The 23811-nt window shown below is 70.7% G+C and carries 23 protein-coding genes and 1 pseudogene; 18 read left to right on the top strand and 6 right to left on the bottom strand.

Annotated features, from left to right (window positions below; translation table 11 throughout):
* Nucleotides 1-2: 2 nt before the first annotated feature.
* The 5 genes from EP26_RS17365 to EP26_RS17350 all read right to left on the bottom strand — a co-directional run bounded on the left by EP26_RS17365 (nucleotide 3) and on the right by EP26_RS17350 (nucleotide 5273).
* A complete protein-coding gene (locus EP26_RS17365; protein ID WP_043340372.1) occupies nucleotides 3-734 on the bottom strand; it encodes a hypothetical protein in 732 nt (243 codons plus the stop codon).
* Between the two features lie 96 nt (nucleotides 735-830).
* Complete coding sequence (locus tag EP26_RS17360) at nucleotides 831-2123, bottom strand: glycosyltransferase family 4 protein (RefSeq protein WP_211259463.1); 1293 nt, start codon at nucleotides 2121-2123, stop codon at nucleotides 831-833.
* A complete protein-coding gene (locus EP26_RS17355) occupies nucleotides 2081-3274 on the bottom strand; it encodes a glycosyltransferase family 2 protein (protein WP_052389313.1) in 1194 nt (397 codons plus the stop codon). The genes EP26_RS17360 and EP26_RS17355 overlap by 43 nt, the downstream gene beginning before the upstream one ends.
* On the bottom strand, nucleotides 3271-4278 hold the full coding sequence (locus EP26_RS32095; protein WP_052389312.1) for a hypothetical protein: 1008 nt from the start codon (nucleotides 4276-4278) through the stop codon (nucleotides 3271-3273). The genes EP26_RS17355 and EP26_RS32095 overlap by 4 nt, the downstream gene beginning before the upstream one ends.
* Nucleotides 4279-4367: 89 nt before the next feature.
* Nucleotides 4368-5273 carry a calcium-binding protein gene (locus EP26_RS17350; RefSeq protein ID WP_052389311.1) on the bottom strand — a complete coding sequence of 302 codons (906 nt, stop codon included), beginning with the start codon at nucleotides 5271-5273 and terminating at the stop codon, nucleotides 4368-4370.
* 405 nt (nucleotides 5274-5678) lie between these two features.
* Between EP26_RS17350 and EP26_RS17345 the strand changes: the two genes are divergently transcribed.
* From EP26_RS17345 to EP26_RS17335, 3 genes are all read left to right on the top strand, one after another.
* Nucleotides 5679-7523, top strand: a complete 1845-nt coding sequence (locus EP26_RS17345) for a calcium-binding protein (RefSeq protein ID WP_043340371.1) — start codon at nucleotides 5679-5681, stop codon at nucleotides 7521-7523.
* 144 nt (nucleotides 7524-7667) lie between these two features.
* Nucleotides 7668-9035 (top strand): nucleotide sugar dehydrogenase, encoded by a 1368-nt coding sequence (locus EP26_RS17340; RefSeq protein ID WP_084112624.1) that lies wholly within the window; start codon nucleotides 7668-7670, stop codon nucleotides 9033-9035.
* An 82-nt stretch (nucleotides 9036-9117) separates the two neighbouring features.
* On the top strand, nucleotides 9118-9318 hold the full coding sequence (locus EP26_RS17335) for a hypothetical protein (RefSeq protein ID WP_043340370.1): 201 nt from the start codon (nucleotides 9118-9120) through the stop codon (nucleotides 9316-9318).
* Here EP26_RS17335 and EP26_RS17330 read toward each other — a convergent pair whose 3' ends face one another.
* A complete protein-coding gene (locus tag EP26_RS17330; protein WP_245624436.1) occupies nucleotides 9319-9978 on the bottom strand; it encodes an MSMEG_1061 family FMN-dependent PPOX-type flavoprotein in 660 nt (219 codons plus the stop codon). It abuts the gene before it with no gap.
* Between the two features lie 90 nt (nucleotides 9979-10068).
* On the opposite strand from EP26_RS17330, the gene EP26_RS17325 reads away from it, so the two are divergent.
* The 15 genes and pseudogenes from EP26_RS17325 to EP26_RS17255 all read left to right on the top strand — a co-directional run.
* Nucleotides 10069-10818, top strand: coding sequence for a YebC/PmpR family DNA-binding transcriptional regulator (locus tag EP26_RS17325; RefSeq protein WP_043340369.1), 750 nt, complete (start codon nucleotides 10069-10071; stop codon nucleotides 10816-10818).
* A complete protein-coding gene (gene ruvC, locus EP26_RS17320; RefSeq protein ID WP_043340463.1) occupies nucleotides 10815-11330 on the top strand; it encodes a crossover junction endodeoxyribonuclease RuvC in 516 nt (171 codons plus the stop codon). Before EP26_RS17325 ends, ruvC begins: the two co-directional genes overlap by 4 nt.
* Nucleotides 11327-11935: a Holliday junction branch migration protein RuvA gene (gene ruvA, locus EP26_RS17315; protein WP_043340368.1), complete on the top strand. Its 609-nt coding sequence runs from the start codon at nucleotides 11327-11329 to the stop codon at nucleotides 11933-11935. Before ruvC ends, ruvA begins: the two co-directional genes overlap by 4 nt.
* Entirely contained in the window at nucleotides 11932-13017 is a 1086-nt protein-coding gene (gene ruvB, locus EP26_RS17310; RefSeq protein ID WP_084112622.1) for a Holliday junction branch migration DNA helicase RuvB, read from the top strand. The genes ruvA and ruvB overlap by 4 nt, the downstream gene beginning before the upstream one ends.
* Nucleotides 13014-13448 carry a tol-pal system-associated acyl-CoA thioesterase gene (ybgC, locus tag EP26_RS17305; protein WP_043340367.1) on the top strand — a complete coding sequence of 145 codons (435 nt, stop codon included), beginning with the start codon at nucleotides 13014-13016 and terminating at the stop codon, nucleotides 13446-13448. The genes ruvB and ybgC overlap by 4 nt, the downstream gene beginning before the upstream one ends.
* A 14-nt stretch (nucleotides 13449-13462) precedes the next feature.
* Nucleotides 13463-14221, top strand: a complete 759-nt coding sequence (tolQ, locus tag EP26_RS17300) for a protein TolQ (RefSeq protein ID WP_043340364.1) — start codon at nucleotides 13463-13465, stop codon at nucleotides 14219-14221.
* A gap of 4 nt (nucleotides 14222-14225) precedes the next feature.
* The gene (gene tolR, locus EP26_RS17295) at nucleotides 14226-14729 is read left to right on the top strand and encodes a protein TolR (RefSeq protein ID WP_043340362.1); all 504 of its coding nucleotides are present in this window, start codon (nucleotides 14226-14228) and stop codon (nucleotides 14727-14729) included.
* 47 nt (nucleotides 14730-14776) lie between these two features.
* On the top strand, nucleotides 14777-15931 hold the full coding sequence (locus tag EP26_RS17290) for a cell envelope integrity protein TolA (RefSeq protein WP_043340361.1): 1155 nt from the start codon (nucleotides 14777-14779) through the stop codon (nucleotides 15929-15931).
* Nucleotides 15932-15965: 34 nt separating this feature from the next.
* Complete coding sequence (tolB, locus tag EP26_RS17285; RefSeq protein ID WP_043340360.1) at nucleotides 15966-17333, top strand: Tol-Pal system beta propeller repeat protein TolB; 1368 nt, start codon at nucleotides 15966-15968, stop codon at nucleotides 17331-17333.
* A 201-nt stretch (nucleotides 17334-17534) separates the two neighbouring features.
* The gene (pal, locus tag EP26_RS17280) at nucleotides 17535-18014 is read left to right on the top strand and encodes a peptidoglycan-associated lipoprotein Pal (RefSeq protein WP_211259467.1); all 480 of its coding nucleotides are present in this window, start codon (nucleotides 17535-17537) and stop codon (nucleotides 18012-18014) included.
* Nucleotides 18015-18195: 181 nt separating this feature from the next.
* Nucleotides 18196-19047 carry a tetratricopeptide repeat protein gene (locus EP26_RS17275; protein ID WP_043340359.1) on the top strand — a complete coding sequence of 284 codons (852 nt, stop codon included), beginning with the start codon at nucleotides 18196-18198 and terminating at the stop codon, nucleotides 19045-19047.
* Nucleotides 19019-20335, top strand: coding sequence for a tRNA lysidine(34) synthetase TilS (gene tilS, locus EP26_RS17270; protein ID WP_052389309.1), 1317 nt, complete (start codon nucleotides 19019-19021; stop codon nucleotides 20333-20335). Before EP26_RS17275 ends, tilS begins: the two co-directional genes overlap by 29 nt.
* A 73-nt stretch (nucleotides 20336-20408) precedes the next feature.
* Nucleotides 20409-22331: an ATP-dependent zinc metalloprotease FtsH gene (gene ftsH / locus EP26_RS17265; protein WP_043340358.1), complete on the top strand. Its 1923-nt coding sequence runs from the start codon at nucleotides 20409-20411 to the stop codon at nucleotides 22329-22331.
* Nucleotides 22332-22399: 68 nt separating this feature from the next.
* Nucleotides 22400-23482, top strand: a complete 1083-nt coding sequence (folP, locus tag EP26_RS17260) for a dihydropteroate synthase (RefSeq protein ID WP_043340357.1) — start codon at nucleotides 22400-22402, stop codon at nucleotides 23480-23482.
* Nucleotides 23483-23491: 9 nt separating this feature from the next.
* Nucleotides 23492-23811, top strand: a pseudogene (locus EP26_RS17255) (phosphoglucosamine mutase); the annotation flags it as partial.

Raw genomic sequence — 23811 nt, 5'->3', positions numbered from 1 at the left:
GGCTAGGCCCCGTAGCGGGCGAAGATGAAGGCCACGACGCCGCAGCCTAGGCCGACCAGCAGGGCGATCAGCACCACCTGCCAGACATCGACCCCGCCTTTCGCTCCCGTCTCCTGGGGCGCCACGAGCTGGGCGAGCTTCTCGTCGAGCCGGGTGAGCCAGAGCTCCATCGTGTCCAGCCGGCGCTGCATCTCCTGCCCGGCCTGGGCAACGGCGTGGAGCGCCGCGCCGTCCGGCTGCCCGGCCACGCGCTGGCGCAGCGCCTCGATTTCCTGCCGGACGGCTGCCTGTTCGGCCACCAACGACTCCGCCGCGACCTGCAACTGCGCCGTGGCCGTGGCCGGCACCAGCGCCTCCTCCTGCCGGCGCGCATGCACCGGCACCTGCGTCGCCGTGCCGTCCCGGCCATAGGCGATGACCGAGAGGTCCCGTATCTGGCGGAACCACTGGCGCTGCAGCGGGAATTCGAAGGCATGGCGACCATCGCCGATGCCATGCTTGGCGAGGTCCGGCCGCGCATTGGCGGCGACGCCCGTGGCCACCACCTCGCCCGCCAGCCGCAGCTCGACCTTCACCCGGTAGCCGGGATGCGCCGCATCCCAGACCCAGCCATAAAGCCGGTCGGCCGTCGCATTGTCGATCAGCCCGCGGACATCTGAGGGGGGGACCGCCTCACCGGCCGGCAAGGCTTCCTCGGCCAGGGTGGCATCCACCAGTGTGGCATCCATCGGCATCGGCGAAGATTCCCCTGGAGCGGCCCCCGAGACCGGGGAAGTCGCTCGATCGAAACGGCAGGCCGGGGCGAAGGCCGCCCCGCATCAGGCGCCAATCTAGCCGGACGCGACTGCCAGCGCAGCTTTATACAACTTAAGGTGCCGGCAGGCAGAATCGGCCAGCGTCACCGGCGGGGCGATGCCCTCGACCAGCCGCTGCCACAGCCCTTCGGTCTCGATCGCCCGCCGCATCACCTCGGCCAGCCCCGCCGGGTCCCTCACCGGCGCATGCAGCCCATCGACGCCGTCGCGCACCATCTCCGCCGTGCCGCCGATCCCGCTGCAGATGACCGGGCGACGATGGCGGAAGGCTTCCTGCACCACCAGCGGCGCGTTCTCCCACCAGATGGATGGAACCACCACCCAATCCACCTGCTCCATCAGCCCGGAAAGCTCCGCCGCGACATAGGCGCCGCGGTAATGTGCTGCCGGCGCCGCGGCGAGGGCGGTATTGAACTCCCCCATGAAGGCGTCGGACTGATAGGCCGCGCCGCCATTCAGCGTGACCCGGTGTGCCACCCCCGCCTCGCTCAATTGGTGCGAGGCGCGCAGCAGCATCAGGCTGCCCTTGAAGCGGTTGATATGCCCGAAGAAGCCGAAGCGGTCCCGCCGCCCGTCCGGCGCGGCGCGGAACGACGCCGCCGGCAGCTCCGGCACGCCGTTCGGCATGACGCTGAAGCGCGCCGCCGGCCAGCCGCTCGCCACGTAGCGGCCGCGGGCGAACTCGCTCGGCACCAGGATATGGTCGAAATCGGCGAAGACATCGCGCAGCTCGAGCTGCCGCATGACGATGTCCGTCGCCCCCCGCTCCGGGAAGCAGCGCAGGCAGCCATCCAGCGTCGGCCCGTTGCAGAGCCGCCCATCCGTCGTGAGCAACTGCCCCTCTTGCGGGCAGATCGGGAAGAAGTCATGCGCGGTGAAGATGAAGCGCGCCCTTGGTGCCGCCCGCCGCACCAGGTCGATGGTCTCGGTGCCGAGCTGCAGCGCATGGTGGACATGCACCACATCCGGCGCCAGCGCCTCGACCAGCGGGATGAGCGAGGCCAGCCCATAGGTGTCCGGCTGCGTCAGGAAGAAACGATCGAAATTGTTCAGCCAGAGCAGCATCTCGTCCGTCGCTTCGCCGACTGCCTGCACCATCGTGCCGGGCAGCGGCTCGCGGTGCGTGCCGGTGACGGCGGCGAGGAACAGCCCTTCCACACCATGCCGGTCGCGCAATTCGCGGAACAGGTTGCGGGCGAAGACCTCGGTCCCCCCGGCCTGCAGCGTAGGATGATTGTGGCATAGGAAGAGCACGCGCATCGCCATCACGCCGCCTCGCCGCAACCGGGCAGGCTGCCCGATGGCCACCCACGCGCCATCAGCGCCGCGATGTCGCCCGCCCAGCGCCGGTGATGCAGGCCCCGGTTGTAGGCCGCCGTCAACGTCGTGGCGTAGCCGCCATGCAGCGTGATCGACTGCCGCTCGAAATGGTAGAGTTCCGAGGCCGGCACATAGCCGATGCCATGCCCCGCCGCCCGCAGCTTCAGGCAGAGATCCGAATCCTCGTAGTCGCCGACCACGTAATCGGTGGTGACGCCGCCTACCGCCTCGAAGGCTGCACGCCGCACGCAGAAGGCCGCACCGGTGATCCCCGGCACCTCCCGCGCCACATCCGCCGCCGGGAAGCGGCGCGGCAGGCCCTTGTAGTAGTGGCTGTTGTACCAATCGCCATCGCCGCCGAGCCGTTCGAAATACAATCCCGCATGCTGCAGCGAGTCGTTGCCGTAGAGCAGCTTCGGCCCGACCGCGGCGAGGCCCGGCGCCGCCGCCAGCATGCCGAGCAGCGGCCCGATCCAGCCGCGCCGCGCCGGCACCACGTCGGAGTTCATCAGCAGCAGCACCGGCGCCCGCGCCTCCGCCGCACCGGCATTGCAGGCGCTGCCATAGCCGTAATTGGCCGGCTGCACGACCAGCGTCACCGGCCGCCCGCCGATGCCGTGATGGCCGCGCAGGTTGTGCTCTAGGTCCTCCCGCTGCTCCGGGCTGTCGAGCACGAAGATAAGTTCGGCATCGTCGAGGCTCGCATCCCGCGCGAAGGCCGCCAGCTGGTGCCGCAGGTAGAAGACGTTCCGGTAGATCGGGATCACCAGGCTGACCACCGGCGCCGTCACCGGCTGGCCGATGCGCACCACCTCCGGCGCCCGCCGCGCCGCCATCACCTGCCGGTGCAGCCGCTCGACCGGCGGGGCGATGCAGCGCGCCATGATCTCCGGCGTCACATGCACCGGGGCGAGGCCGCCGAGTATCCGGTCGCGCGCCAGCTGCGGCGTGGCGATGGCCGGCGGCGCCACCAGCGCCACCTCGTCGCCCGTGCTCAGCCGCACCTGGAGCCGCCACTGCAGCGAGGGCCGCAGCGCCGCCCGCGGCAGATAGGTGACGAATCCGGTCTTCAGCTCCGCCCGGCCATGCGGCGCCTCGGCAAAGGCCTTGACGATGTCCGGCCGCGGGAAGCGGATCATCCGCTCCGGCGGCAGCCGCTGCTCGCTGAACCGCCCCTGCAGGGTGAGCTGGTCGACAAGCCCGAGCGGGTCGCGCAGCCAGCCGGCAGGAACAAGCCACCGCCATGGTCGTCGACCGCGAGCTCGAGCGCGCCGCCGAATGGCTCCTCCAGCCGGTTCAACTGTGCCGCCGGCTGCGCAGGCTGCACCAGCTGGTGGTCGCGCAGCAGCCGCCTTGCCTCCTCCTCGGTCACGGCGCGCCGGGCGAGTTCAGCGGTCGCCAGGCGATAGAGGCGGCGCCCCACCGGGTCCTGCCGCCGCGACAACTCGCCGAGCGTCGGCAACCGCTCCGGCGCCGGCGCCGGACAGACTGGCCCCTCCGCGCCGCTCGCCAGCAGGTAAGCCCCCTCGAAGCAACAGTCGCCGAGGATCAACGCTTGGCCGCTATGGCTGACCCGGGACAGCCGGTCCCGGCCGACGACATGGGAGGTGGCGGGCTCCGCCGCCAGGCCCTGGGGGAGGGACCAGAGCAACGCATCCGCCCCGCAGAGCGCAACCGCCCGGGCGCTCCGCTCCGGTGACCCGGCGAGGGCCGCGATGGCATGGCAGGCGGCTGCGAAGGCCGCATCCTCGGTGCCGCGGAGCAGGCGACGCCCGCGCGACGTCAGGAAGCTCAGCACCCGCAGGATGGCGGCCGGAGGCATTTCGACAAAGGCCCGGTCGGGGGCTGCCGCCTCGGGCAGCAGCCGCAACCGGCCGCCCGCCTCGTCAGCGGCCTCCAGCCATTCGCCCGGAGCGAGGCCGGGCTGGGCCCGCAGCAACAGAAGGGAGAAGCCCGGCGCCGCCCCCGGCACCGACTGCAAGGACATCGGCGGCTGAACCGGCCCATGCGCAGAGGCGAGGGAGAGGCTGCCCGTATCGATGCCCGGAAGCCCGCCCGGCAGGACGAGAAGCACGACGCCGGGCGACAGCGTCAGCAGAAGGGCAGAAGCGGAGCCGGCGACATCCGAGGATGTCGCCGGCATTGGGTGCATCGTTTCCAGAACTCTTGCCCCCGTCATCATGAGACACGGGTATCAGAGAAAGCTTTCCGCAGTCTTTACCCTTGGCCGGATCAGCTGACGATCTTGATCCACTGCTCCGGGTTGGCAGCCAGCTCGGAAGCGGAGGCGCCGGTGACGCCCTTGATGACGATGGTGTCGCCGGTGCTCAGGCTGATCTTCACGCTCGAGCCGTCGACGGTGATCTTGCCGGTCAGGTCGTCCAAGCTGCTGACGCCGTTCATGCCAGCCTTGATCTGCACGAAGTCCTCACCGTAGCTGAAGCCGAGGATCGTGTCGTTGCCGGCGAGGCCGTCCTCATAGGTGAAGTAGTCGGCCCCGGCGCCGCCGACCAGCAGGTCGTTGCCTGCATCGCCCGTCAGCGTGTCCATGCCATCGCCGCCCAGCAGCGTGTCGTTGCCGTCGCCGCCCCAGAGGCTGTCATTGCCGACACCGCCGGAGATGCTGTCGGCATTACTGCCGCCAACCAGTGTGTCGTTGCCGGCGCCACCCTGGATGTTGTTCCGGCCGTCGCCGCCGACGATCGAGTCATTGCCAGCGCCGCCGAGCAGCGTGTCGTTGTCCTTACCCGCGACGATGGTGTCGTCGCCCAAGCCGCCATCGACGTAGTTGCTGCCGTTACCAGCGTCGATCTTGTCAGCCCCGCCGCCGGCATTGACCGTGTCGTTGTACTCGCCGCCCTTGAAGCCCCATTCGACGTTGAGGCTGCCGATGTTGCCGGCGCCGGTATCGCTGACGTCGCCGCCCTTATAGGCGATGCCTCCATTGGCGCCGCTGGCGTCGATGCCGGTAAAGCCGGTTGCGAGGCTGCGGTCGATGAACAGCCCGCCGGTCTCGATGTGATAGAAGGCATCCACGTCGCCCGGCACCCAGCCGAATTCGGCCAGATTGAGTTTCTGCCCCCCGGCAATCGATGCAAAATCCGCCATGACAAACACCCCACCGTCGATGTCGGGCACCGGTAAGGCGCCGTCTTATGGGGGCAATGTTTAACCATCGGTTGCGGCTTGGTCAATCTGCAGGCAATCATGGCGACAAGTCTTTACACCGGGCCGGACCTGCCCAGGACCGCTTCAAATTGCCATTGTGCAGTGCGGCAATCCACGCATACCCCATCCATATCAGCCAGTTTCTGTCTGGTCCGTCCATGACGAAACCAAAATTACAAACGGTGATGGTTCTGGTTCCGGCAAGGCTTAAGCGTGCGTTAGATAATGCCATCTACACCCCTGGTACAAATTGAGACGGCATGCCTTCTTCACCAGCGGTTGTGAACGGCGTATAAACCAAACGGTATCGGTTGAATGGGGCGTCCCATAGGGGGGTCGGCTCCTGTTCGCTTCGTTCATGCGGAGGCGCCTCTTATGGCTAACAGGTTTGGTACGCAGAATTCGGATACCATCAACGGGACCGACGATGCCGACGTCATCATCCCCTTCGCTGGCGATGACACGATTTTCGCCGGCGCTGGCAACGACACCATCTGGGGCGGCAACCTCGGCAACGCCACGGTCGACCTCGGCACCGGTGCGGACCAGGTTCAGCTCGGCGACGGCAACAACACGGTGATCGCCGACGCCGACTCTGGGCCCGGTGCGCTTGGCGACGCCATCACCACCGGCAATGGCAATGACACGATCTATGCCGGCGGCGGAGCGAACTGGATCGTTGCCGGCGGCGGCCAGGACCTCGTCTCCTGGAAGGAGGGTGTCGGCGGCCAGATCCGCGGCGGCCTCGGCACCGATACCTTCGACATGGCCCGCGCGGCCGCTGGCCAGGTGATCTACGCCGCGGCGGGCAACATCGCCGGCGAGAGCCTCTGGTTCGGCGAGTTCGAGAAACTCGTCGCGACGGACTACAACGACACCATCTGGGGCGGCCTCGCTACCATCGAGGGCGGCGCCGGCAACGACCAGATCAACATCTTCGGCGGCGCCGCGGCAACAATCGATGGCGGCATCGGCAATGACTCGATCACCGGCAGCGCCGGTGCCGACAGCATCATCGGTGGCGAAGGCAACGACACCATCACTGGTGCGGGTGGGCGGGACACCATCTTCGGTGGCGCCGGTTTTGACAACATCCGTCTTGGCGGCGACGGTGCCGAAGTACATGGCGGCGCCAACAGCGACATAATCATCGGTGGCGCTGGTGCCGATACCATCTTCGGCGATGACGGGAGCGACTTCATCCTGGCCGGCGACGGCGACAGCGTCGACGGTGGCGCGGACGCTGACCGAATTGAGATCACCAGCTCGGTTGGCGCCACGGTTCATGGCGGCGACGGCGATGATACGATCGTCCATATGGCCGGGACCGGTGCCGATACCATCTTCGGCGATGACGGTGACGACTACATCGTGGTCGGTGGGGGCGCCAGCGCCGACGGCGGCGCCGGCCACGATCGGATCGACATCATCGGTTCGCTTGGCGCAACCGTTCATGGCGGCGCTGACAAAGACATGCTCGTCAGTGGTGACGGCGCCGACAAGATGTACGGCGACGATGGCAACGACTACATCGTGGCCCATGGTGGCGATACCGCCGACGGTGGCGCTGGCAACGATGTTATCTTTATTGTCGGCTCGGTCGGTGCAACTGCCCTGGGCGGGGCGGACAACGATACGATCGTCGGCGGCACCGGAGCCGATACCATCGACGCGGGTACGGGCTCGAACTATGTCGTCGCGGGTAGCGGCAACGACTTGATCTACGTCCATGGCACTTCGGACTACATCGACGGCAGTTTCGGATTCGATACGGTCGACATGGGCGACGCCGCGGTGGACCTTTCGATCGACCTGAACCGCGCCCCCAGCGACGTCTTCGACTTCAACCTGGTCGCGGTCGAAGGGATCAAGACCGGGTTGGGCAACGACACCATCCTCGGCAGCGATGCCGCCAACCTGCTCGATGGCGGCGCCGGCAATGACGAAATCACTGGCGGCGCTGGCATCGATACGATTGTCGGCGGCGCGGGCGACGACGCGCTGACCGGCGGCGACGGGGCCGACACCTTCGTCTTCGCCAGTGGCTCCGGCGACGACCTGATCCTCGACTTCAAGGTCGGCGTGGACAAGCTGGAGCTTAAAGGCTTCACCTCTGGCCAAGTCAACTTCACCTCGGATGGCGAGGTGTCCTTCGGCGGCAACCACATCACCATCCTCGCTGACGGAATCCTCACCACCAGCGACTTCATCTTCACCTAAAGCCTGGTCGGAGGGGTTCTCGCCCCTCAGTCCAACCATGGCGAAGGCCGGGCCCGAAGCCCGGCCTTTTCAATTGCCGCCTGCCCAAGCCAGTACGTTTCGATTTCGATTGATTATACCGTATCGATATCGTAGCAATACCGCATGCCGGATTCGCTGCCGCCATGCCTGCCGCATTCCGTCGGCCTCGCCGAGTCGCTCAACGCCCGCTTCCGTGATAGGGACGCGACCATCGCCGTCATCGGCCTCGGCTATGTCGGCCTGCCCCTCATCCTGGCCCTGGTCGAGGCCGGCTTCCACGTGATCGGCCTCGATGCCGACCCGGCCCGCCTCGCCGGACTCGCCGCCGGCCGCAGCCCGCTGCGCCAGATCGACCCCGACTCGATCCGCGCCGCCCTCTGCACCGACCGCCTGCGCCTCACCGGGGAGGGAAGGGCGCTCGTCGAGGCCGACGCCATCCTCGTCTGCGTCCCGACGCCGCTCGGCCACCACCGCGAGCCCGACCTCTCCGCGGTCGAATCCGCCACCCGCCTGATCGCGGCCAATCTCCGCCCCGGCCAGCTCATCGTCCTCGAATCGACCAGCTACCCCGGCACCACCCGCGGCGTCGTGCAGCCGATCCTGGAGGCGACCGGCCTCCGTTGCGGCGAGGACTTCTTCCTCGCCCACGCGCCGGAGCGGGAAGATCCCGGCAATGCCCAGCACCGCACTGCCAGCATCCCTCGCGTCATCGGTGGCATCGACCCGCCCTCACTGGACCTCGCCCTTGCCCCCTACGGCGCCTTCGTCGCCCGCACCGTCCCCGTTTCCTCGTCCGATCTGGCGGAGGCGGTGAAGCTCACCGAGAATACCTTCCGCGCCGTCAACATCGCCCTGATGAACGAGCTGAAGCTGGTCTTCGAGCCGATGGGAATCGACATCTGGGAGGTGATCGAAGCCGCCCGCACCAAGCCCTTCGGCTACATGCCCTTCTTCCCCGGCCCGGGACTCGGCGGCCACTGCATCCCGGTCGACCCGCACTACCTCACCTGGCAGGCGCGAGCGCATGGCGTCGCCACCCGCTTCATCGACCTGGCCAGCGAGATCAATGCGGCGATGCCCCGCCACGTGCTGGACCGCCTGGCCGAGGCGCTGGATCGCCAACAGGGCAGGGGCCTCCGCGGCAGCCGGATTCTCGTCATCGGCCTCGGCTACAAGCGCAACCTCGAGGATCTCCGCCACAGCCCCGCATTGGTCCTGATGGAGATGCTGGTGCAACGCGGCGCCGAGGTCCTCCATCTCGACCCGCTGGTCCCGGTCATCCCGCCCCAGCCCGACCACCCGGGCCTCGCCGGCTGCCGCGGCATCGGCCCGGGGCGGGAGGCGCTGTCCGGCATCCAGGCCGGCCTCATCGTCACCGACCATGACGGCATCGACTATGCCGACCTCGCCGCCGGACTTCCGTTGCTGATCGACACCCGCAATGTCTGCGCCCGGCTCGGCCTCATTGGGCCACATATTGTAAAGGCGTAAGTTCCCTTCTGATCGCGCTCTTGTTATCGCGATCACCCCCGCAGGTATGCACGAATCCGCGGGGCAGCCAGGGATGGCAGAGATGGACCGCCAGGACACGCGCCGCTTCGGGCTCGGCAATTCGATCCTCGGCGGCGCCGCCGGCGGGCTGAGCTATGAGGGCGCGCTCCGCGACGCCGTCGCCCGTGAGGCCGCCGCCCGCCGCCGCGAGGCCGGCCAGCGTCGCCCCGTCCCCGCCCCGCAGACCCAGCCCCGCCGCGAGCGTGAGCCGGCGGAAGCCTGATCAGTACATCGTATCGATCAGCCGTTGCGGCGCTTCCTTGTCATAGGAGGCCGGGTCGACCATGCCGCCGGTATGGGCCGAGATGATCTCGCCCATGCTCGGCACCGTCCCCGGCCGCTCCCGCTCGCCCCAGAGCTTGGAGCGCATCACCGCCTTGGCGCATTGCATATAGGCCTCGCGCAGGCTGACCAGCACCACGGTCGCCGGCAGCTTGCCCCGCTCCTCGAAGCGCCCGCGCAGCGCTGGGTCCGCCGTGATCCGTGCCGTCCCGTTGACCCGAAGCGCCTCGCCTACCCCGGGGACGAGGAAGAGCAGCGCCACCTCCGGGTTGGCGATGATGTCCCTCAGCGCATCCAGCCGGTTGTTCCCCCGCCGGTCCGGCAAGGCGAGCGTCCGGTCGTCGAGTGCCTGGATAAAGCCCGGCGCATCCCCGCGGGGCGTTGCATGCACCCCCTCCGGCCCGACCGTCGCCAGGATGACGAAGGGGGAGGCGGCGATGAAGGCCATCGCCTTCGCCTCCAGCCGTGGGATCACCTTCTTCAGCACCAGTTCGCGTGGCGGGTCGTAATGCCGCGCCAGCTCCTCGAGCGTGGCGACAGCGAAGGGATCGGCGGGCGGCATGGCATCCATGGAGAGGAAGCCTGCCAGCCCGCGCCCCACATCCGCAAGCCTCCCCGTGGCGCTCGGGCTCCGCGCTCGCTATAAGCCGCTCTTCATTCGGAATCTCAGGAACGGGAGAAGGCTGGGGCCATGGCCGGCCACTCGCACGCCAAGAACATCATGCACCGCAAGGCGGCCCAAGGCGCCAAGAAGGCCCGCGCCTTCGGCAAGCTGATCCGCGAAATCACGGTCTCCGCCAAGATGGGCCTGCCGGATCCGGCAATGAACCCGCGGCTGCGCGCCGCGGTCAAGGCCGCGCTCACCTCGAACATGACGCGCGACACCATCGACCGCGCCATCAAGCGCGCCGGCCAGGCCGGCCAGGGCGAGGACTACCAGGAGGTCCGCTACGAGGGCTACGGCCCCTACGGCGTCGCCATCATCGTGGAAGCCCTGACCGACAACCGCAACCGCACGGCGGGCGACATCCGCAGCGCCTTCGCCAAGGCGGGCGGCGCGCTCGGCGAGACCAACAGCGTCTCCTTCCAGTTCGAGCGGAAGGGCGTCCTCTGGTTCCCCGGCCTCCCCGGCCAGGAGGAGGCGATGCTGGAAGCCGCCATCGAGGCCGGCGCCCAGGACGTCGAGTCCGACGAGGAAGGCCACGAGGTAACCTGCGCGCCGGAGGATTTCTTCGCCGTCCGCGACGCGCTCGAGGCCCGCTTCGGTAGCCCGGAAAGCGCCCGCATCGAATGGGTGCCGAATATCCGCATCGACCTCGACGAGGAGAAGGCGCAGGACATCCTCAAGCTGATCGACCGCCTCGACGAGAGCGACGACGTGCAGAACGTCTACGCCAATTTCGAGGTGTCGGAGGCCGTGTCGCAGCGGCTCTCCGCCTGACCGGCTCCGTCCGCCTCCTCGGCCTCGACCCCGGCCTGCAGCATACGGGCTGGGGCCTGGTGGAGAGCATCGGCAACCGCCTCCGCCACCTGGCCGACGGCGTCATCTCCACCGATGCCGACCAGCCGCTCGCCGAGCGCCTCTGCACCCTCCACCGCGGCCTCGCGGTGCTGATCGAGCAGTGGCGCCCGCAGGAGGCGGCGGTCGAGCATACCTATGTCAACAAGAACCCCGGCGCCGCCTTGAAGCTCGGCCAGGCCCGCGGCGTCGTGCTGCTGACACCCGCCCTCTCCGGCATCCATGTATCCGAGTACCAGGCGATGGAAGTGAAGCGCGCCGTGGTCGGCACCGGCCATGCCGACAAGACCCAGGTGGAGGCGATGGTCCGCCGCCTGCTCCCCGGCGCCACCATCCGCCGCTCGGATGCCGCCGATGCGCTCGCGGTCGCCATCTGCCACGCCCACCACCGCGGCACGAAGCTCGCCTACGCCAAGGGCTACGTGCCGGCATGATCGGGAAACTAACCGGCAAGCTCGACGCGCTACTCGAAGGCGGCTGCATCTTCGACGTCAACGGCGTGGGCTACTTGCTGTCCTGTTCCACCAAGACCCTCGACCGCCTGCGCGACGTGCAGGGCCAAGCCGCGATGCTGGTCGAGACCCAGGTGCGCCAGGACGCCATCGTCCTGGTCGGCTTCGGGAGCGCGGCGGAGCGGGACACCTTCCGCAAGCTCACCTCGGTCCAAGGAGTCGGCACCAAGCTGGCGCTCGACATCCTCTCCGCCTTCGCCCCCGAGGATCTGGCTGAGGCTGTCCGCCGCGGCGACCGCACCGGCCTCCGCCAGGCCAACGGCGTCGGCGCCAGGCTCGCCGACCGCCTGGTGACCGAACTCCGCGATTGGGCCGGCGGCATCCAGCCCCCGAGCGGCATCGCCGCCGGCCCTGCCACCGCGGCGCCCCCGGCCGGGGCCGCCGCCGATGCAGTCTCGGCGTTGATCAATCTCGGCTGGAAGCGCCCCGAAGCCCAGGCCGCCGTCAACCGCGCGCAGGCCCGCCTCGGCGAAGGCGTCCCGCTCGAATCCCTGATCCGCGACAGCCTGAAGGAGCTCGCCCGATGAGCGGCTCCCGCCGTCGCCCCCCGCCGCCGCCTCCACCCGAGGCAGTGCCGGACGACCGCATCACCACCCCCGCCCGCACCGACGAGGACGCCGCCGAGGCCACCCTCCGACCGCAGGTCCTGGCCGACTTCACCGGCCAGCAGGCGCTGCGCGAGAACCTCGCCGTCTTCATCCAGGCCGCCCGCGCCCGCGGCGAGGCGCTGGACCACGTCCTGCTCCATGGCCCCCCCGGCCTCGGCAAGACGACGCTCGCCCAGATCGTCGCCCGCGAATTGGGCGTCGGCTTCCGCGCGACCAGCGGCCCCATCCTGCAACGCGCCGGCGACCTCGCCGCCATCCTGACGAACCTGCAGCCCCGCGACGTGCTCTTCGTCGACGAGATCCACCGCTTGCAGCCGGCGCTGGAGGAAACCCTCTACCCGGCGATGGAGGATTTCCAACTCGACCTCATCATCGGCGAGGGCCCGGCGGCGCGCACCGTCCGCATCGACCTGCCGCCCTTCACCCTGGTCGGCGCCACGACGCGCGCCGGCCTGCTGGCGACGCCGCTGCGCGACCGCTTCGGCATCCCGCTCCGCCTGCAATTCTACACGCCGGAGGAGCTGCTGCGGATCGTCCGCCGCGGCGCCGAGAAATTGAGCTTCGAGCTGGCCGAGGCCGGCGCGCTGGAGATCGCCCGCCGCTCCCGCGGCACCCCCCGCATCGCCGGCCGCCTGCTGCGCCGCGTCCGCGACTTCTCGAGCGTCGCCGGCATCCCCGCCGATCGCGCCATGGTCGACGGCGCCCTGACGCGGCTGGAAGTGGACAGCAAGGGGCTCGATGCGATGGACCGCCGCTACCTCCGCCGCATCGCCGAGCACCACAATGGCGGCCCGGTCGGCGTCGAGACCCTGGCCGCCGCGCTTGCCGAAAGCCGCGACACCATCGAGGACGTCATCGAGCCCTACCTGATCCAGGAAGGCCTCGTCCTGCGCACCCCACGCGGCCGGATGCTCGGCATGTCCGGCTGGACCCATCTCGGCCTCAGCCCGCCCGCGAGCTTCGCAATCCAGCCCGACCTGCTCTCGGGCGGCGAGCCGTGAAGCTTCCACCACCCGGGCCTGCCCATCGCTTCCCGATTCGCGTCTATTTCGAGGACACCGATGCGGGCGGCGTGGCCTATCACGCCAACTACCTCCGCTGGGCCGAGCGCGCCCGGACGGAATCCTTGCGCGACATGGGCTTGCCGCATCAACTGATGATGGAGCGTCACCATTCGATACTCGTGGTGCGCCGCATCGAAGTAGAGTATTGGCGCCCCGCGCGACTCGATGACGCAATCGTGGTCGAGACGCGGGTCATGGCGGTGAAGGGCGTTACCCTCCAGCTCGACCAGCGCATGGTCCGGGGGGAGGAGGCGCTCGCCGCCCTGCATGTGGAACTGGCCTGCATCGACCGGGACACGCTGCGGCCGAAGCGCATACCCGAACCCTGGCGCGCGGCCCTGGCCGATGCGCCGGGCGCGGCTGGATAGAGAGGAGAGAGGCGGTGGACCGCAGCGTGACGGCGACGGATCTGGGCGGCGCATTGCACGACCTGTCCCTGTGGGGCCTGTTCCTCCAGGCCGACTGGGTGGTGAAGCTCGTGATGGTCGGGCTGCTGCTCGCCTCCGTCTGGGTCTGGGCCATCGTCTTCGAGAAGATCACCACCCTCCGTCGCGCCAACCGCGCCGCCGATGCCTTCGAGGACAGCTTCTGGTCCGGCGGCAGCCTCGACGACCTCTTCCGCAAGGAGGGCGAGCAGCCTTCGCACCCCATGGCCGCCGTCTTCGCCGCCGCCATGCGGGAGTGGCGCCGCAGCGCCCAGCGCCTCGCCGGCTCCGACCTCGTCGCCGCCGGGCTGAAGGAGCGCATCGACCGCAGCATGAACCTCGCCGTGCAGCGCGAGATGGACCGGATGGAGCGCTGGATGGTCTTCCTCGCCTCGGTCGGCTCGGTCGGCCCCTTCGTCGGCCTGTTCGGCACGGTCTGGGGCATCATGAACAGCTTCGCCGCCATCGCAGGAATGCAGAACACCAACCTCGCCGTCGTCGCGCCGGGCATCGCGGAGGCGCTCTTCGCCACGGCGATCGGCCTCGTCGCCGCCATCCCGGCGGTGCTCGCCTACAACAAGATCAGCACCGACCTCGCCCGCTTCGCCAGCCGGCTGGAGGGCTTCGCGGCCGAGTTCGGCGGCATCCTCTCCCGCCAGTCGGAGAGCGCGGTGATCGGCACCGAGACCCGCACCCCCGCCGCGGTGGCGGAGTAACCCCATGGCCGCTTCCCTGAACGCCGGCCGTGGCAAGGGCCGCGGCCGCTACCGCCCGATGGCCGAGATCAACGTGACGCCCCTGGTCGACGTCATGCTCGTGCTGCTCATCATCTTCATGGTCGCCGCACCCCTGATGACGGTCGGCGTCCCCGTCGACCTGCCGAAGACCCAGGCCAGCGCGCTGAACCAGGACAACGAGCCGATCACCATCACGGTGAACCCGGAGGGCAAGATCTTCCTCCAGGAGACCGAGGTGCCGCTCGAGAACCTGGTCGCCCAGCTCCAGGCCATCGCCGGCGAGAACAGCCAGGGGCCGAATGCGCAGGAGCGCCGCATCTTCGTCCGCGGCGACAAGGCAATCAGCTATGGCCGGGTGATGGAGGTGATGGGCGTCATCAGCGCCGGCGGCTTCAGCAAGGTGGCGCTGCTCGCCGAGCAGCCCGCCGGCCGGCCGCCCGCTGGCGCGGCCCCGGCTGCCCGCCCCGCCACCCGTCCGACCCGCTAAGCGACAGAAAGGCCACGCGCGGGGGCGCGGTCATGCAGAACAGGGGAATGCGTTTCTGGGGGCTCGTCTCGGCGGCATTGCATGTCGTCGCCCTCCTGCTCGGCCTGGTCTTCGGCCTGCCTCCCAAGCTGGAGGAGCCGAAGGAGGAGGCCATCGCCGTCGAGCTGGTCGCCAGCCTGCCCGCCCAGCAAGCCCAGGGCGCCTCCGAGGCGGCGCCCGTCGCCGCCCCGGCCTCCGTGCCCCAGCCGCCGCGCCCCGAGCCGCCGGCGCCGGAGCCGGTGCGCGAGGATCGCCTGCCGACCCCGCCACCCCCGCCGCCGCCACCTCCTACGGCCGCCCCGCCGCCGCCCGCGCCCCAGGCCCAGGCTGCGCCGCCGCGTCCGAGCCCGCCGACACCCACACCGCCGCAGCCGGCCCCGACACCGCCGGCCCCACCGCCCCCGCGCCCGCAGCCCCAGCAGCAGGTGGCCGAGGTCGCGCCGCTGCCCCTGCCGCCGCCCCCGGTGCCCGAGCCGCCGCGCCCGACGCCGCCCGCACCGACGCCGCCCGCCCAGCCGCCGCGCCCGCAGCAGCAGGCCCAGCCGACGCCGCCCACCCCGCCGGCGCCGCCGCGCCCGCAGCAGCAGCAGGCCCAGACGACGCCCGCCCCGCCGCGCCCCGACGCGCGCCCGGCGCCACCGACGCCCGTCCCGCCGCCGCCCCAGACCAGCCAGCAGGCCGGCACCGGCCGCACGCCGCCGCCGCCGCGCCCACAGGAGCTGAGCAACAGCGTGCAAAGCACGCTGGACCGCCTGCGCCAGATGCAGGCCTCGAACGAGGCGCCGCGCGGCCGCCCGCAGCCTAGCCCCGGCGCGCCGCAGCAAGGCGGCGGCACGCCCACCGGCACCGCCTCGCTCAGCGCCGGCGAGCGCGCCGGCCTCGCCGAGAAGATCAGCGAGTGCTGGAGCGTCGATGCCGGCGGCCTCAACATCCAGAGCATCGTCGTCGAGTTCCGCGTCGAGGTGGATCCGGGCGGCACCGTCCGCAATGTCCGCCCCAACGGCTCTCCGCCCTCCGAGCCGCGCGCCCGCGCCGTCTACGAGGCCGCCCGCCGCGCCCTGCTCGATCCGAAGTGCAACCCGTTGCCGCTGCCGCGCGAGCGCCTGGCCGCGCTGCGCGACACCATCTTCCGCTTCAACCCGCGCGATCTCGGCCTGCGTTGAGCCCCGCGCGCAACCAAATCAGAGGAGAAGCCGCATGACCTGGAAGGATGAGGCTGCGATCCGCCAGCTCTCCCGCCGCGCCGCGATCTTCGGCGGCGCCGCGCTCGGCCTGCCGCTCATCGGCGCCCGCGCGACCTTCGCTCAGAGCTCCGTCGTTGACATCACCAAGGCCCGCACCGACCCGATCCCGATCGCCGTGCCGAATTTCGCCGGCGGCTCGGACGAGGCGCAGCGCCTCGGCCAGAACATCGCGGGCGTGATCCAGACCAACCTGCGCAACAGCGGCCTCTTCCGTCCCGTCGATCGCGCCGCCTACATCCAGACCGCCGAGGCCGCGGCGCAGACGCCGCGCTTCCAGGACTGGCGCGTCATCGGCGCCCAGGCGCTGACCACCGGCCGCGCCGAAGTCTCCGGCGACCGCCTCCGCGTCGAATTCCGCCTCTGGGACGTGCTGCCGGAGACGCAGATCCAGGGCACCGCCTTCACCGCGCCCGCCGGCAACTGGCGCCGCATCGCGCACCTGATCTCCGACGTGATCTACGAGCGCCTGCTCGGCGAGAAGGGCTATTTCGACACCCGCGTCGTCTATGTGGCGGAGACGGGCCCGCGCGACCGCCGCACCCGGCGGCTGGCCATCATGGATCAGGACGGCGAGAACCAGCGCTACCTGACCGACGGCTCCTTCGCCGCGCTGACGCCGCGCTTCCACCCGAACGCACAGCAGATCGCCTTCATGTCCTATGCCCGCAACGAGCCGCGGGTCTATCTCTTCAACCTCGACAGCGGCCGGCAGGAAGTGCTCGGCACCTTCCAGGGGATGACGCTCTCCCCGCGCTTCTCGCCCGACGGCCGCAGCGTCGTGCTCTCCTCGACGCGCGGCAACGACGCCAACATCTATGTCGTCGATCTCGGCAGCCGGCGCGAGCGCCAGCTCACCTCCGGCGGCGGGCTCGACGTTTCGCCCTGCTACTCGCCGGACGGCTCGCAGATCGTCTTCAACTCCGACCGCGGCGGCGACCAGCAGCTCTATGTCATGGATGCGGGGGGAGGGGGCGTGCGCCGCATCTCCTTCGGCCGCGGCCGCTATGCGACGCCGGTCTGGTCGCCGCGCGGCGACCTCATCGCCTTCACCCGCATCTCCGGCGGGCAATTCGCCATCGGCGTCATGCGCCCCGACGGCTCCGGCGAGCGCATCCTCTCGGAGGGCTGGGGGATGGAAGGCCCGACCTTCGCCCCCAATGGCCGGGTGATGATGTATTTCCGCGAGACGCCGGCGCGCGACGCCCGCGGCAGCGGCTTCTCCTCCCGCCTCTCCAGCATCGACATCGCCGGCTTCAACGAGCGCCAGATCGTCACCCCGACCGATGCGTCCGACCCGGCCTGGTCGCCCCTGCTGGCGTAGCGGCGGGCTGGCCGACAAAGCGGAACAGCCGTCGTTCGCACGAGCAACGGCTGTGTTGCACCAAAAGCATGGAACCAGGCCGCCGTTGCCATATCAGGCCCGTTTTCCTTGACGCTGTAGCGCACCGGTTGTAACGGCCCCGAGCAGAATTCCGCAGTGCCGGGCTGCGCGATGGCAGACAGGAAAGGGACGACCCCCATGCTGAACACCAAGGTGATGACCGCCTTCGCGGCGCTGGCCCTGCTCGCCGCCTGCGGGTCCTCGACCGCCGACAACGCCGCCACCGGCGCCGGCGCGGCGAGCAACACCTCGGCCGGTCCGCGCCCGGGCAGCCAGGAAGACCTCGTCGCCAATGTCGGCGACCGCGTCTACTTCGACACCGACGAGAGCAGCGTCCGCGCCGACCAGCGCCCGGTGCTCGAGCGCCAGGCCGCCTGGCTCGCCCGCTACCCGCAGGTGACGGTGCAGGTCGAGGGCCATGCCGACGAGCGCGGCACCCGCGAGTACAACCTGGCCCTCGGCCAGCGCCGCGCCAACTCGGCGCGCGACGTGCTGGTCGCCAACGGCGCCGCCGGAGCCCGCATCTCCACCATCTCCTACGGCAAGGACCGCCCGGCCGCCCTTGGCTCCACCGACGATGCCTGGGCGCAGAACCGCCGCGCCGTCACCGTCGTCCGCTGAGCGTCGTCCATCGCATCGCGGGGCCGGTCCCGCGCTGCGATGGCGGCACGCTTCCGGGGGCAGCACCCCAGCTTAATCCCACAGCTTAATCCCACAGCTTAATCCCACTGGCCGATACGAGCCGGCTGGCTTATCCAGCCGGCCCGCACCCATTTCCGCCCCGCGCCCTTCCGGAGGCCCCGTGACCCGCCCCTTCCTCGCCACCCTGCTCGTCGCCGTCCCGCTGTTGCTGCCCGCCCAGGGCGCCTGGGCCCAGGCCGAGAGCCGCGAGGGCATCTACCTGCAGAACCAGATCCTCCAGCTCCGCCAGGAACTCGACCAAGTGCGCCGCAGCGGCGCCTCCGCCCTGCCGGCGCCGAGCGCCCCGCGCGGCAGCGTCCCGGGGAGCGAGCTGGTCGGCACCCTGCTCGACCGCGTCAACGCCCTGGAGGAGGAGACCCGCCGCCTCCGCGGCCGGCTCGACGAGGTCGAGTACCGCAACCGCACGCTGCAGCAGACGGTCGAGAAGATGCAGGGCGACATCGACTACCGCCTGCAGCAGGTCGAGAACCAGCCCGCCGGCCGCCAGTCCGCACCGGCGCCCCGCGCCCCGGCGGCAGCGCCCACGCCCGCCCCGGCTCCCGCGCCGACGCCCGCCCCCGCCGCCGGCCGCACCCCGGAGCGCGCCATCTCCGAAGGCCAGGCCGCGCTCGCCCGCCGTGACTACCCCGCCGCCGAGGCCGCCGCCCGCGAGGTCCTCGCCAACCGCAACTCCCCCCGCGCGACGGACGCCCAGCTCCTGCTCGGCGACGCCCTCTCCGGCAAGCGCGACCATGCCGGCGCGGCACTGGCCTATAACGACGCCTATACCCGCGGCCGTACCGGCCCCCGCGCACCGGAGGCGCTGCTCGGCCTGGCCAGTGCCTTCAACAACCTCGGCAACAAGCGCGAATCCTGCGACACGCTGGACGACCTGCGGAGCAACTTCCCCAACCTCCGCGGCGCCCTGGCCGAGCGCGCCGCCGATGCCCGCCGCCGCGCCGGCTGCCGCTGAGCCTTTATCGGCGGAGGAATTCGCCGCCCTGATGGCTCCGCTCGGCCCCTTCGGCCGAGCTCCCCGCCTCGCCGCCGGCGTCTCCGGCGGCCCCGACAGCCTCGCCCTCGCCCTCCTCGCCGCCGATTGGGCCCGTGCCCGCGGCGGCAGCCTCCTCGCCCTCGTGGCCGATCACGGTCTCCGTACCGGCAGCGCGCAGGAGGCCGAGGCAACCCTCCGCCAGCTCGCCACCCGCAGCATCCCGACGCGCCTGCTCCGCCTCGGCCTCGCCCCCGGCCCCGGCTTGCAGGAGCGCGCCCGCGACGCCCGCCTCGCTGCCCTCCTTGCGGCCTGCGCCGAGGCCGGCACGCCGTGGCTCCTGCTCGGCCACCACCAAGCGGACCAGGCCGAGACGCTCCTCTTCCGCGCCCTCCGCGGCAGCGGCCCCAGCGGCCTCGCCGCCATCCCCGCCATCCGCATGACGGATACGGCGCTGATCCTCCGCCCGCTCCTCCCCATCCCTCCTGCCCGCCTCGCCGCGACGGTCGCCGCCGACCTCACCCCCATCCAGGACCCGAGCAACGCCGACCCGCGCTTCGCCCGCGCCCGCCTCCGCGCCCTGCTCGACCCGGCGGCGACGGAGGCCCTGGCCGAGGCCGCCCACGCCTTCGCCCTGCGCCGCGCCCGGCAGGAGGCCGCGCTCGCCGCCCGCCTCGCCGCCAGCACCACACTCCGCCCCGCCGGCTTCGCCGAGATCGACCCCACGGCCCTCGGCACCGACGCCCTCGCCGATGCCCTGCTCGCCCGCCTGGTCCAGGCAATCGGCGGCGCCCGCCACGCCCCGCCCGCCGCCGCCATCGCCGCGCTCCGTAGGCGAGGGGAGGGGACCCTCGCCGGCGCCTGGCTTCGCCTCCGCCGCGGCGGCTGGCTGCTCTTCCGCGAACCCGCCGCCCTCGCCGCGCCCGTGGAGGCCCGGCCCGGTGCCATCTGGGACGGCCGCTTCCGCCTCGCCGCCCCCGGCGCCCCCGGCCATATGCTCGGCGCCCTCGGCCCCGTCGAGGCCGCCCGGCTCCGCCGCCTCGCCCCCGCCTGGCCCGCCGCGCTGCTCGCCGGCCTCCCCGCCATCCGCCACAACGGAATGCTGGTGGCCGTGCCCGCTCTGGACTATCCTGATCCGGATCGCTGCATGAGCGTCGGGGTCGTTTTCGCTCCGGTTGGGTCTCTCGCGGTCGGGATGGTCAATTCCGCGGGCGGCACGGTCTTGTCGCATCGGGGGCATTCACGGCCGGGGTTCGCCTCCCTATCTTAGGGCTGCGGGCCTCGGGCAGAGCCTGAGGCACCAGGGCCCGAACGGGGCCTTGGCGGGAACGGGATACGCATCGGTGAATAATTTCGGCCGGAATCTGGCGCTCTGGGTGATCGTGGCGCTGCTGCTGGTGGCGCTCTTCAACGTGTTCCAGCCTAGCGGTTCGGCGCAACGGGGCGCCCAACAGGTCGCCTATTCGGATTTCCTCAACGAGGTCGGCGCCGGCCATGTCCGGGACGTGACCATCCAGGGGCGGACCGTCAGCGGCCAGCTCTCGGACGGGCGCACCTTCCAGACCTACACGCCGGAAGACCCCAACCTCGTCTCCCGCCTGACCGAGAAGGGCGTCCGCGTCGTCGCCCGGCCGGAGGAGAGCGACGTCAACCCGCTCTTCCATTACCTGCTCTCCTGGTTCCCGATGCTGCTCCTCATCGGCGTCTGGGTCTTCTTCATGCGCCAGATGCAGTCGGGCGGCGGCCGCGCCATGGGCTTCGGCAAGTCCCGCGCCCGCCTGCTGACCGAGAAGCAGGGCCGCGTCACCTTCGAGGACGTCGCCGGCATCGACGAGGCCAAGGGTGAGCTCGAGGAGATCGTCGAGTTCCTGCGCGACCCGCAGAAGTTCCAGCGCCTCGGCGGCAAGATCCCGAAGGGTTGCTTGCTCGTCGGCCCGCCCGGCACGGGTAAGACGCTGCTCGCCCGCGCCATCGCCGGCGAGGCGAACGTTCCCTTCTTCACCATCTCCGGCTCCGACTTCGTCGAGATGTTCGTCGGCGTCGGCGCCAGCCGCGTCCGCGACATGTTCGAGCAGGGCAAGAAGAACGCCCCCTGCATCATCTTCATCGACGAGATCGACGCGGTCGGCCGTCATCGCGGCGCCGGCCTCGGCGGCGGCAATGACGAGCGCGAGCAGACCCTGAACCAGATGCTCGTCGAGATGGACGGCTTCGAGTCGAATGAGGGCGTCATCCTCATCGCCGCGACCAACCGCCCCGACGTGCTCGACCCGGCTTTGCTCCGGCCCGGCCGCTTCGACCGCCAGGTCGTGGTGCCGAACCCGGACGTGTCGGGCCGTGAGAAGATCCTCCGCGTCCACATGCGGAAGGTCCCGCTGGCTTCGGATGTCGACCCGAAGGTCATCGCCCGCGGCACCCCCGGCTTCTCCGGCGCCGACCTGGCGAACCTCGTCAACGAGGCTGCCCTGCTCGCCGCCCGCACTGGCCGCCGCACCGTTGGCATGCATGAGTTCGAGCAGGCCAAGGACAAGGTGCTGATGGGTGCCGAGCGCCGCAGCCTCGTCATGTCCGAGGACGAGAAGCGCATGACGGCCTACCACGAGGCCGGCCATGCCCTCTGCGCCATGAAGCTCCCGGAGTGCGACCCCGTCCACAAGGCGACTATCATCCCCCGCGGCCGCGCCCTTGGCTTGGTGATGTCCCTGCCGGAGGGCGACCGCTACTCCAAGCATAAGTCGAAGCTGCTCTCCGAGCTGGCGATGGCCATGGGCGGCCGCGTGGCCGAGGAGCTGATCTTCGGCCCGGACAAGGTCTCGAACGGCGCCTCGGGCGACATCAAGATGGCCACCAACCAGGCCCGCATGATGGTCACCGAGTGGGGCATGAGCGAGAAGCTCGGCATGATCGCCTATGGCGAGAACAGCCAGGAGGTCTTCCTCGGCCACTCCGTCACCCAGTCGAAGAACCTGTCCGAGAACACCGCGCAGATGATCGACGGCGAGATCCGCCGCATCATCGACGAGGCCTATGCCCGCTGCAAACAGCTGCTCTCTGAGAACATCGACGAGCTGCACCTGCTGGCGAAGGGCCTGCTCGAGCACGAGACCATCTCGGGCGACGAGATCAAGCTGATCATCCGCGGCGAGCCGATCGTGCGCGACCGCCCGGACGAGCCGGTGCCGCAGGGCCGCGGCAGCGTGCCGAGCAGCGGTCGCCCCGCTCGCCCGAGCGGCGGGTTGAACCCCGGCCCGGCTCCCGCCACCTAGCCTCTGTCCACAACCGACCCACCGATCAGCGCGCCCCCGGGCGCGCTGATTGCGTTTCGGGGGACGCCATGCCCGACCGCTGGATCGAACCGCTCGGCCTGCTGACCGGCCCCGCCGCCGCCTCGGCCATCGCGGCCGGTCTCGCCCTGCCGCTGCATGGCGGCCCCACCGCCTTCACCCTGGCCCGGCTGATCGGCCGCGACCCAGACCTCGTCCCCGCCGCCGCCATCCCCGCCGACTGGCGCGATCTCCTGCTGCCGCTGATCGAAGCCCCGCCACCCTTCGCCGGCCTCGTGCCCAAGCTTGGCTCCGGTGCCCCGCTGGTGATGGGCGTCGTCAACGTCACCCCCGACAGCGTCTCTGGCGATGGCCTCCTCGCCGCCGGCCTCACCGGCGAGGCCCTGATCGAAGCCGCCCTCGCCCAGGGCCAGGCGATGCTCGCCTCCGGCGCTGACCTGCTCGATATCGGTGGGGAGAGCACCCGCCCCGGCGCCGCCCCCGTCACGCCGGAGGAGGAATGCCACCGCATCCTCCCCGTCATCCAGGCGCTCGCCCCGCTCGCCCCCCTTTCTGTCGACACCCGCAACGCCCTCACCATGCGCGAGGCGCTGGCCGCCGGCGCCCGCATCGTCAACGACGTCTCCGGCCTCCGCCACGACCCGGACGCCGCCCGCGTGGTCGCCGAATCCGGCGCCCCGCTGATCCTCATGCACATGCTCGGCGACGACCCCCGCCACATGCAGGACGACCCGCGCTACGATGACGTCACCCTCGACGTCGCCGCCTTCCTCGCCACCCGCCTCGCCGCTGCCGAGGCCGCCGGCATTCCCCGCCACCGCATCGCTCTCGATCCAGGCCTCGGCTTCGGCAAGCTGCTGGAACACAACCTCGCCCTGCTGCACCGCCTGCCTTTGCTCGCTGGCCTCGGCTGCCCGCTGCTGGTCGGCGCCTCGCGCAAGCGCTCCATCGGCCGCCTCTCCGGCGCCACAGAAGGGGGCAAGGCCCGCATGCCCGGCAGCATCGCCGCCGCGCTCTTCGCCGCCGCCCGCGGCGCCGCCATCCTCCGCGTGCATGACGTGACGGAAACCGTGCAGGCCCTCCGCGTCCACCAGGCCGCGCTTTCCGGTGACACGCCGCCCGACGGGCGCTAATCCAACAGCATGACCCAGCCCAACCGCCGCCTCTTCGGCACCGATGGCATCCGCGGCAAGGCCAACCAGGCGCCGATGGACGCCGCCACCGCCCTCCGCCTCGGCCAGGCCGCGGGCCAGTACTTCAACCGCGGCACCCACCGCCATCGCGTGGTGATCGGCAAGGACACCCGCCTCTCCGGCTACATGCTGGAGCCCGCGCTGACCGCCGGCTTCGTCGGCGCCGGCATGGATGCCGTCCTCGTCGGCCCCATGCCGACGCCCGCCATCGCCCTGCTGACGCGCAGCCTCCGCGCCGATCTCGGCGTCATGGTCAGCGCCTCGCACAA

The sequence above is a fragment of the Belnapia moabensis DSM 16746 genome, from assembly GCF_000745835.1.
GTDB classification, from domain to species: Bacteria; Pseudomonadota; Alphaproteobacteria; order Acetobacterales; family Acetobacteraceae; genus Belnapia; species Belnapia moabensis.
Note: the sequence above shows the minus strand (reverse complement) of the source record. Positions and strands in the feature narration are given on the sequence as shown.

Excerpts from the sequence above, each read along its gene's own strand:
- EP26_RS17365 (WP_043340372.1), bottom strand. The coding sequence starts at position 734 with ATGCCGATGGATGCCACACTGGTGGATGCCACCCTGGCCGAGGAAGCC.
- EP26_RS17355 (WP_052389313.1), bottom strand. The coding sequence starts at position 3,274 with ATGATCCGCTTCCCGCGGCCGGACATCGTCAAGGCCTTTGCCGAGGCG.
- EP26_RS32095 (WP_052389312.1), bottom strand. The coding sequence starts at position 4,278 with ATGCCGGCGACATCCTCGGATGTCGCCGGCTCCGCTTCTGCCCTTCTG.
- EP26_RS17345 (WP_043340371.1), top strand. The coding sequence starts at position 5,679 with ATGGCTAACAGGTTTGGTACGCAGAATTCGGATACCATCAACGGGACC.
- EP26_RS17340 (WP_084112624.1), top strand. The coding sequence starts at position 7,668 with ATGCCGGATTCGCTGCCGCCATGCCTGCCGCATTCCGTCGGCCTCGCC.
- EP26_RS17335 (WP_043340370.1), top strand. The coding sequence starts at position 9,118 with ATGGACCGCCAGGACACGCGCCGCTTCGGGCTCGGCAATTCGATCCTC.
- EP26_RS17325 (WP_043340369.1), top strand. The coding sequence starts at position 10,069 with ATGGCCGGCCACTCGCACGCCAAGAACATCATGCACCGCAAGGCGGCC.
- ruvA (WP_043340368.1), top strand. The coding sequence starts at position 11,327 with ATGATCGGGAAACTAACCGGCAAGCTCGACGCGCTACTCGAAGGCGGC.
- ruvB (WP_084112622.1), top strand. The coding sequence starts at position 11,932 with ATGAGCGGCTCCCGCCGTCGCCCCCCGCCGCCGCCTCCACCCGAGGCA.
- tolR (WP_043340362.1), top strand. The coding sequence starts at position 14,226 with ATGGCCGCTTCCCTGAACGCCGGCCGTGGCAAGGGCCGCGGCCGCTAC.
- EP26_RS17290 (WP_043340361.1), top strand. The coding sequence starts at position 14,777 with ATGCGTTTCTGGGGGCTCGTCTCGGCGGCATTGCATGTCGTCGCCCTC.
- tolB (WP_043340360.1), top strand. The coding sequence starts at position 15,966 with ATGACCTGGAAGGATGAGGCTGCGATCCGCCAGCTCTCCCGCCGCGCC.
- tilS (WP_052389309.1), top strand. The coding sequence starts at position 19,019 with ATGCCCGCCGCCGCGCCGGCTGCCGCTGAGCCTTTATCGGCGGAGGAA.
- folP (WP_043340357.1), top strand. The coding sequence starts at position 22,400 with ATGCCCGACCGCTGGATCGAACCGCTCGGCCTGCTGACCGGCCCCGCC.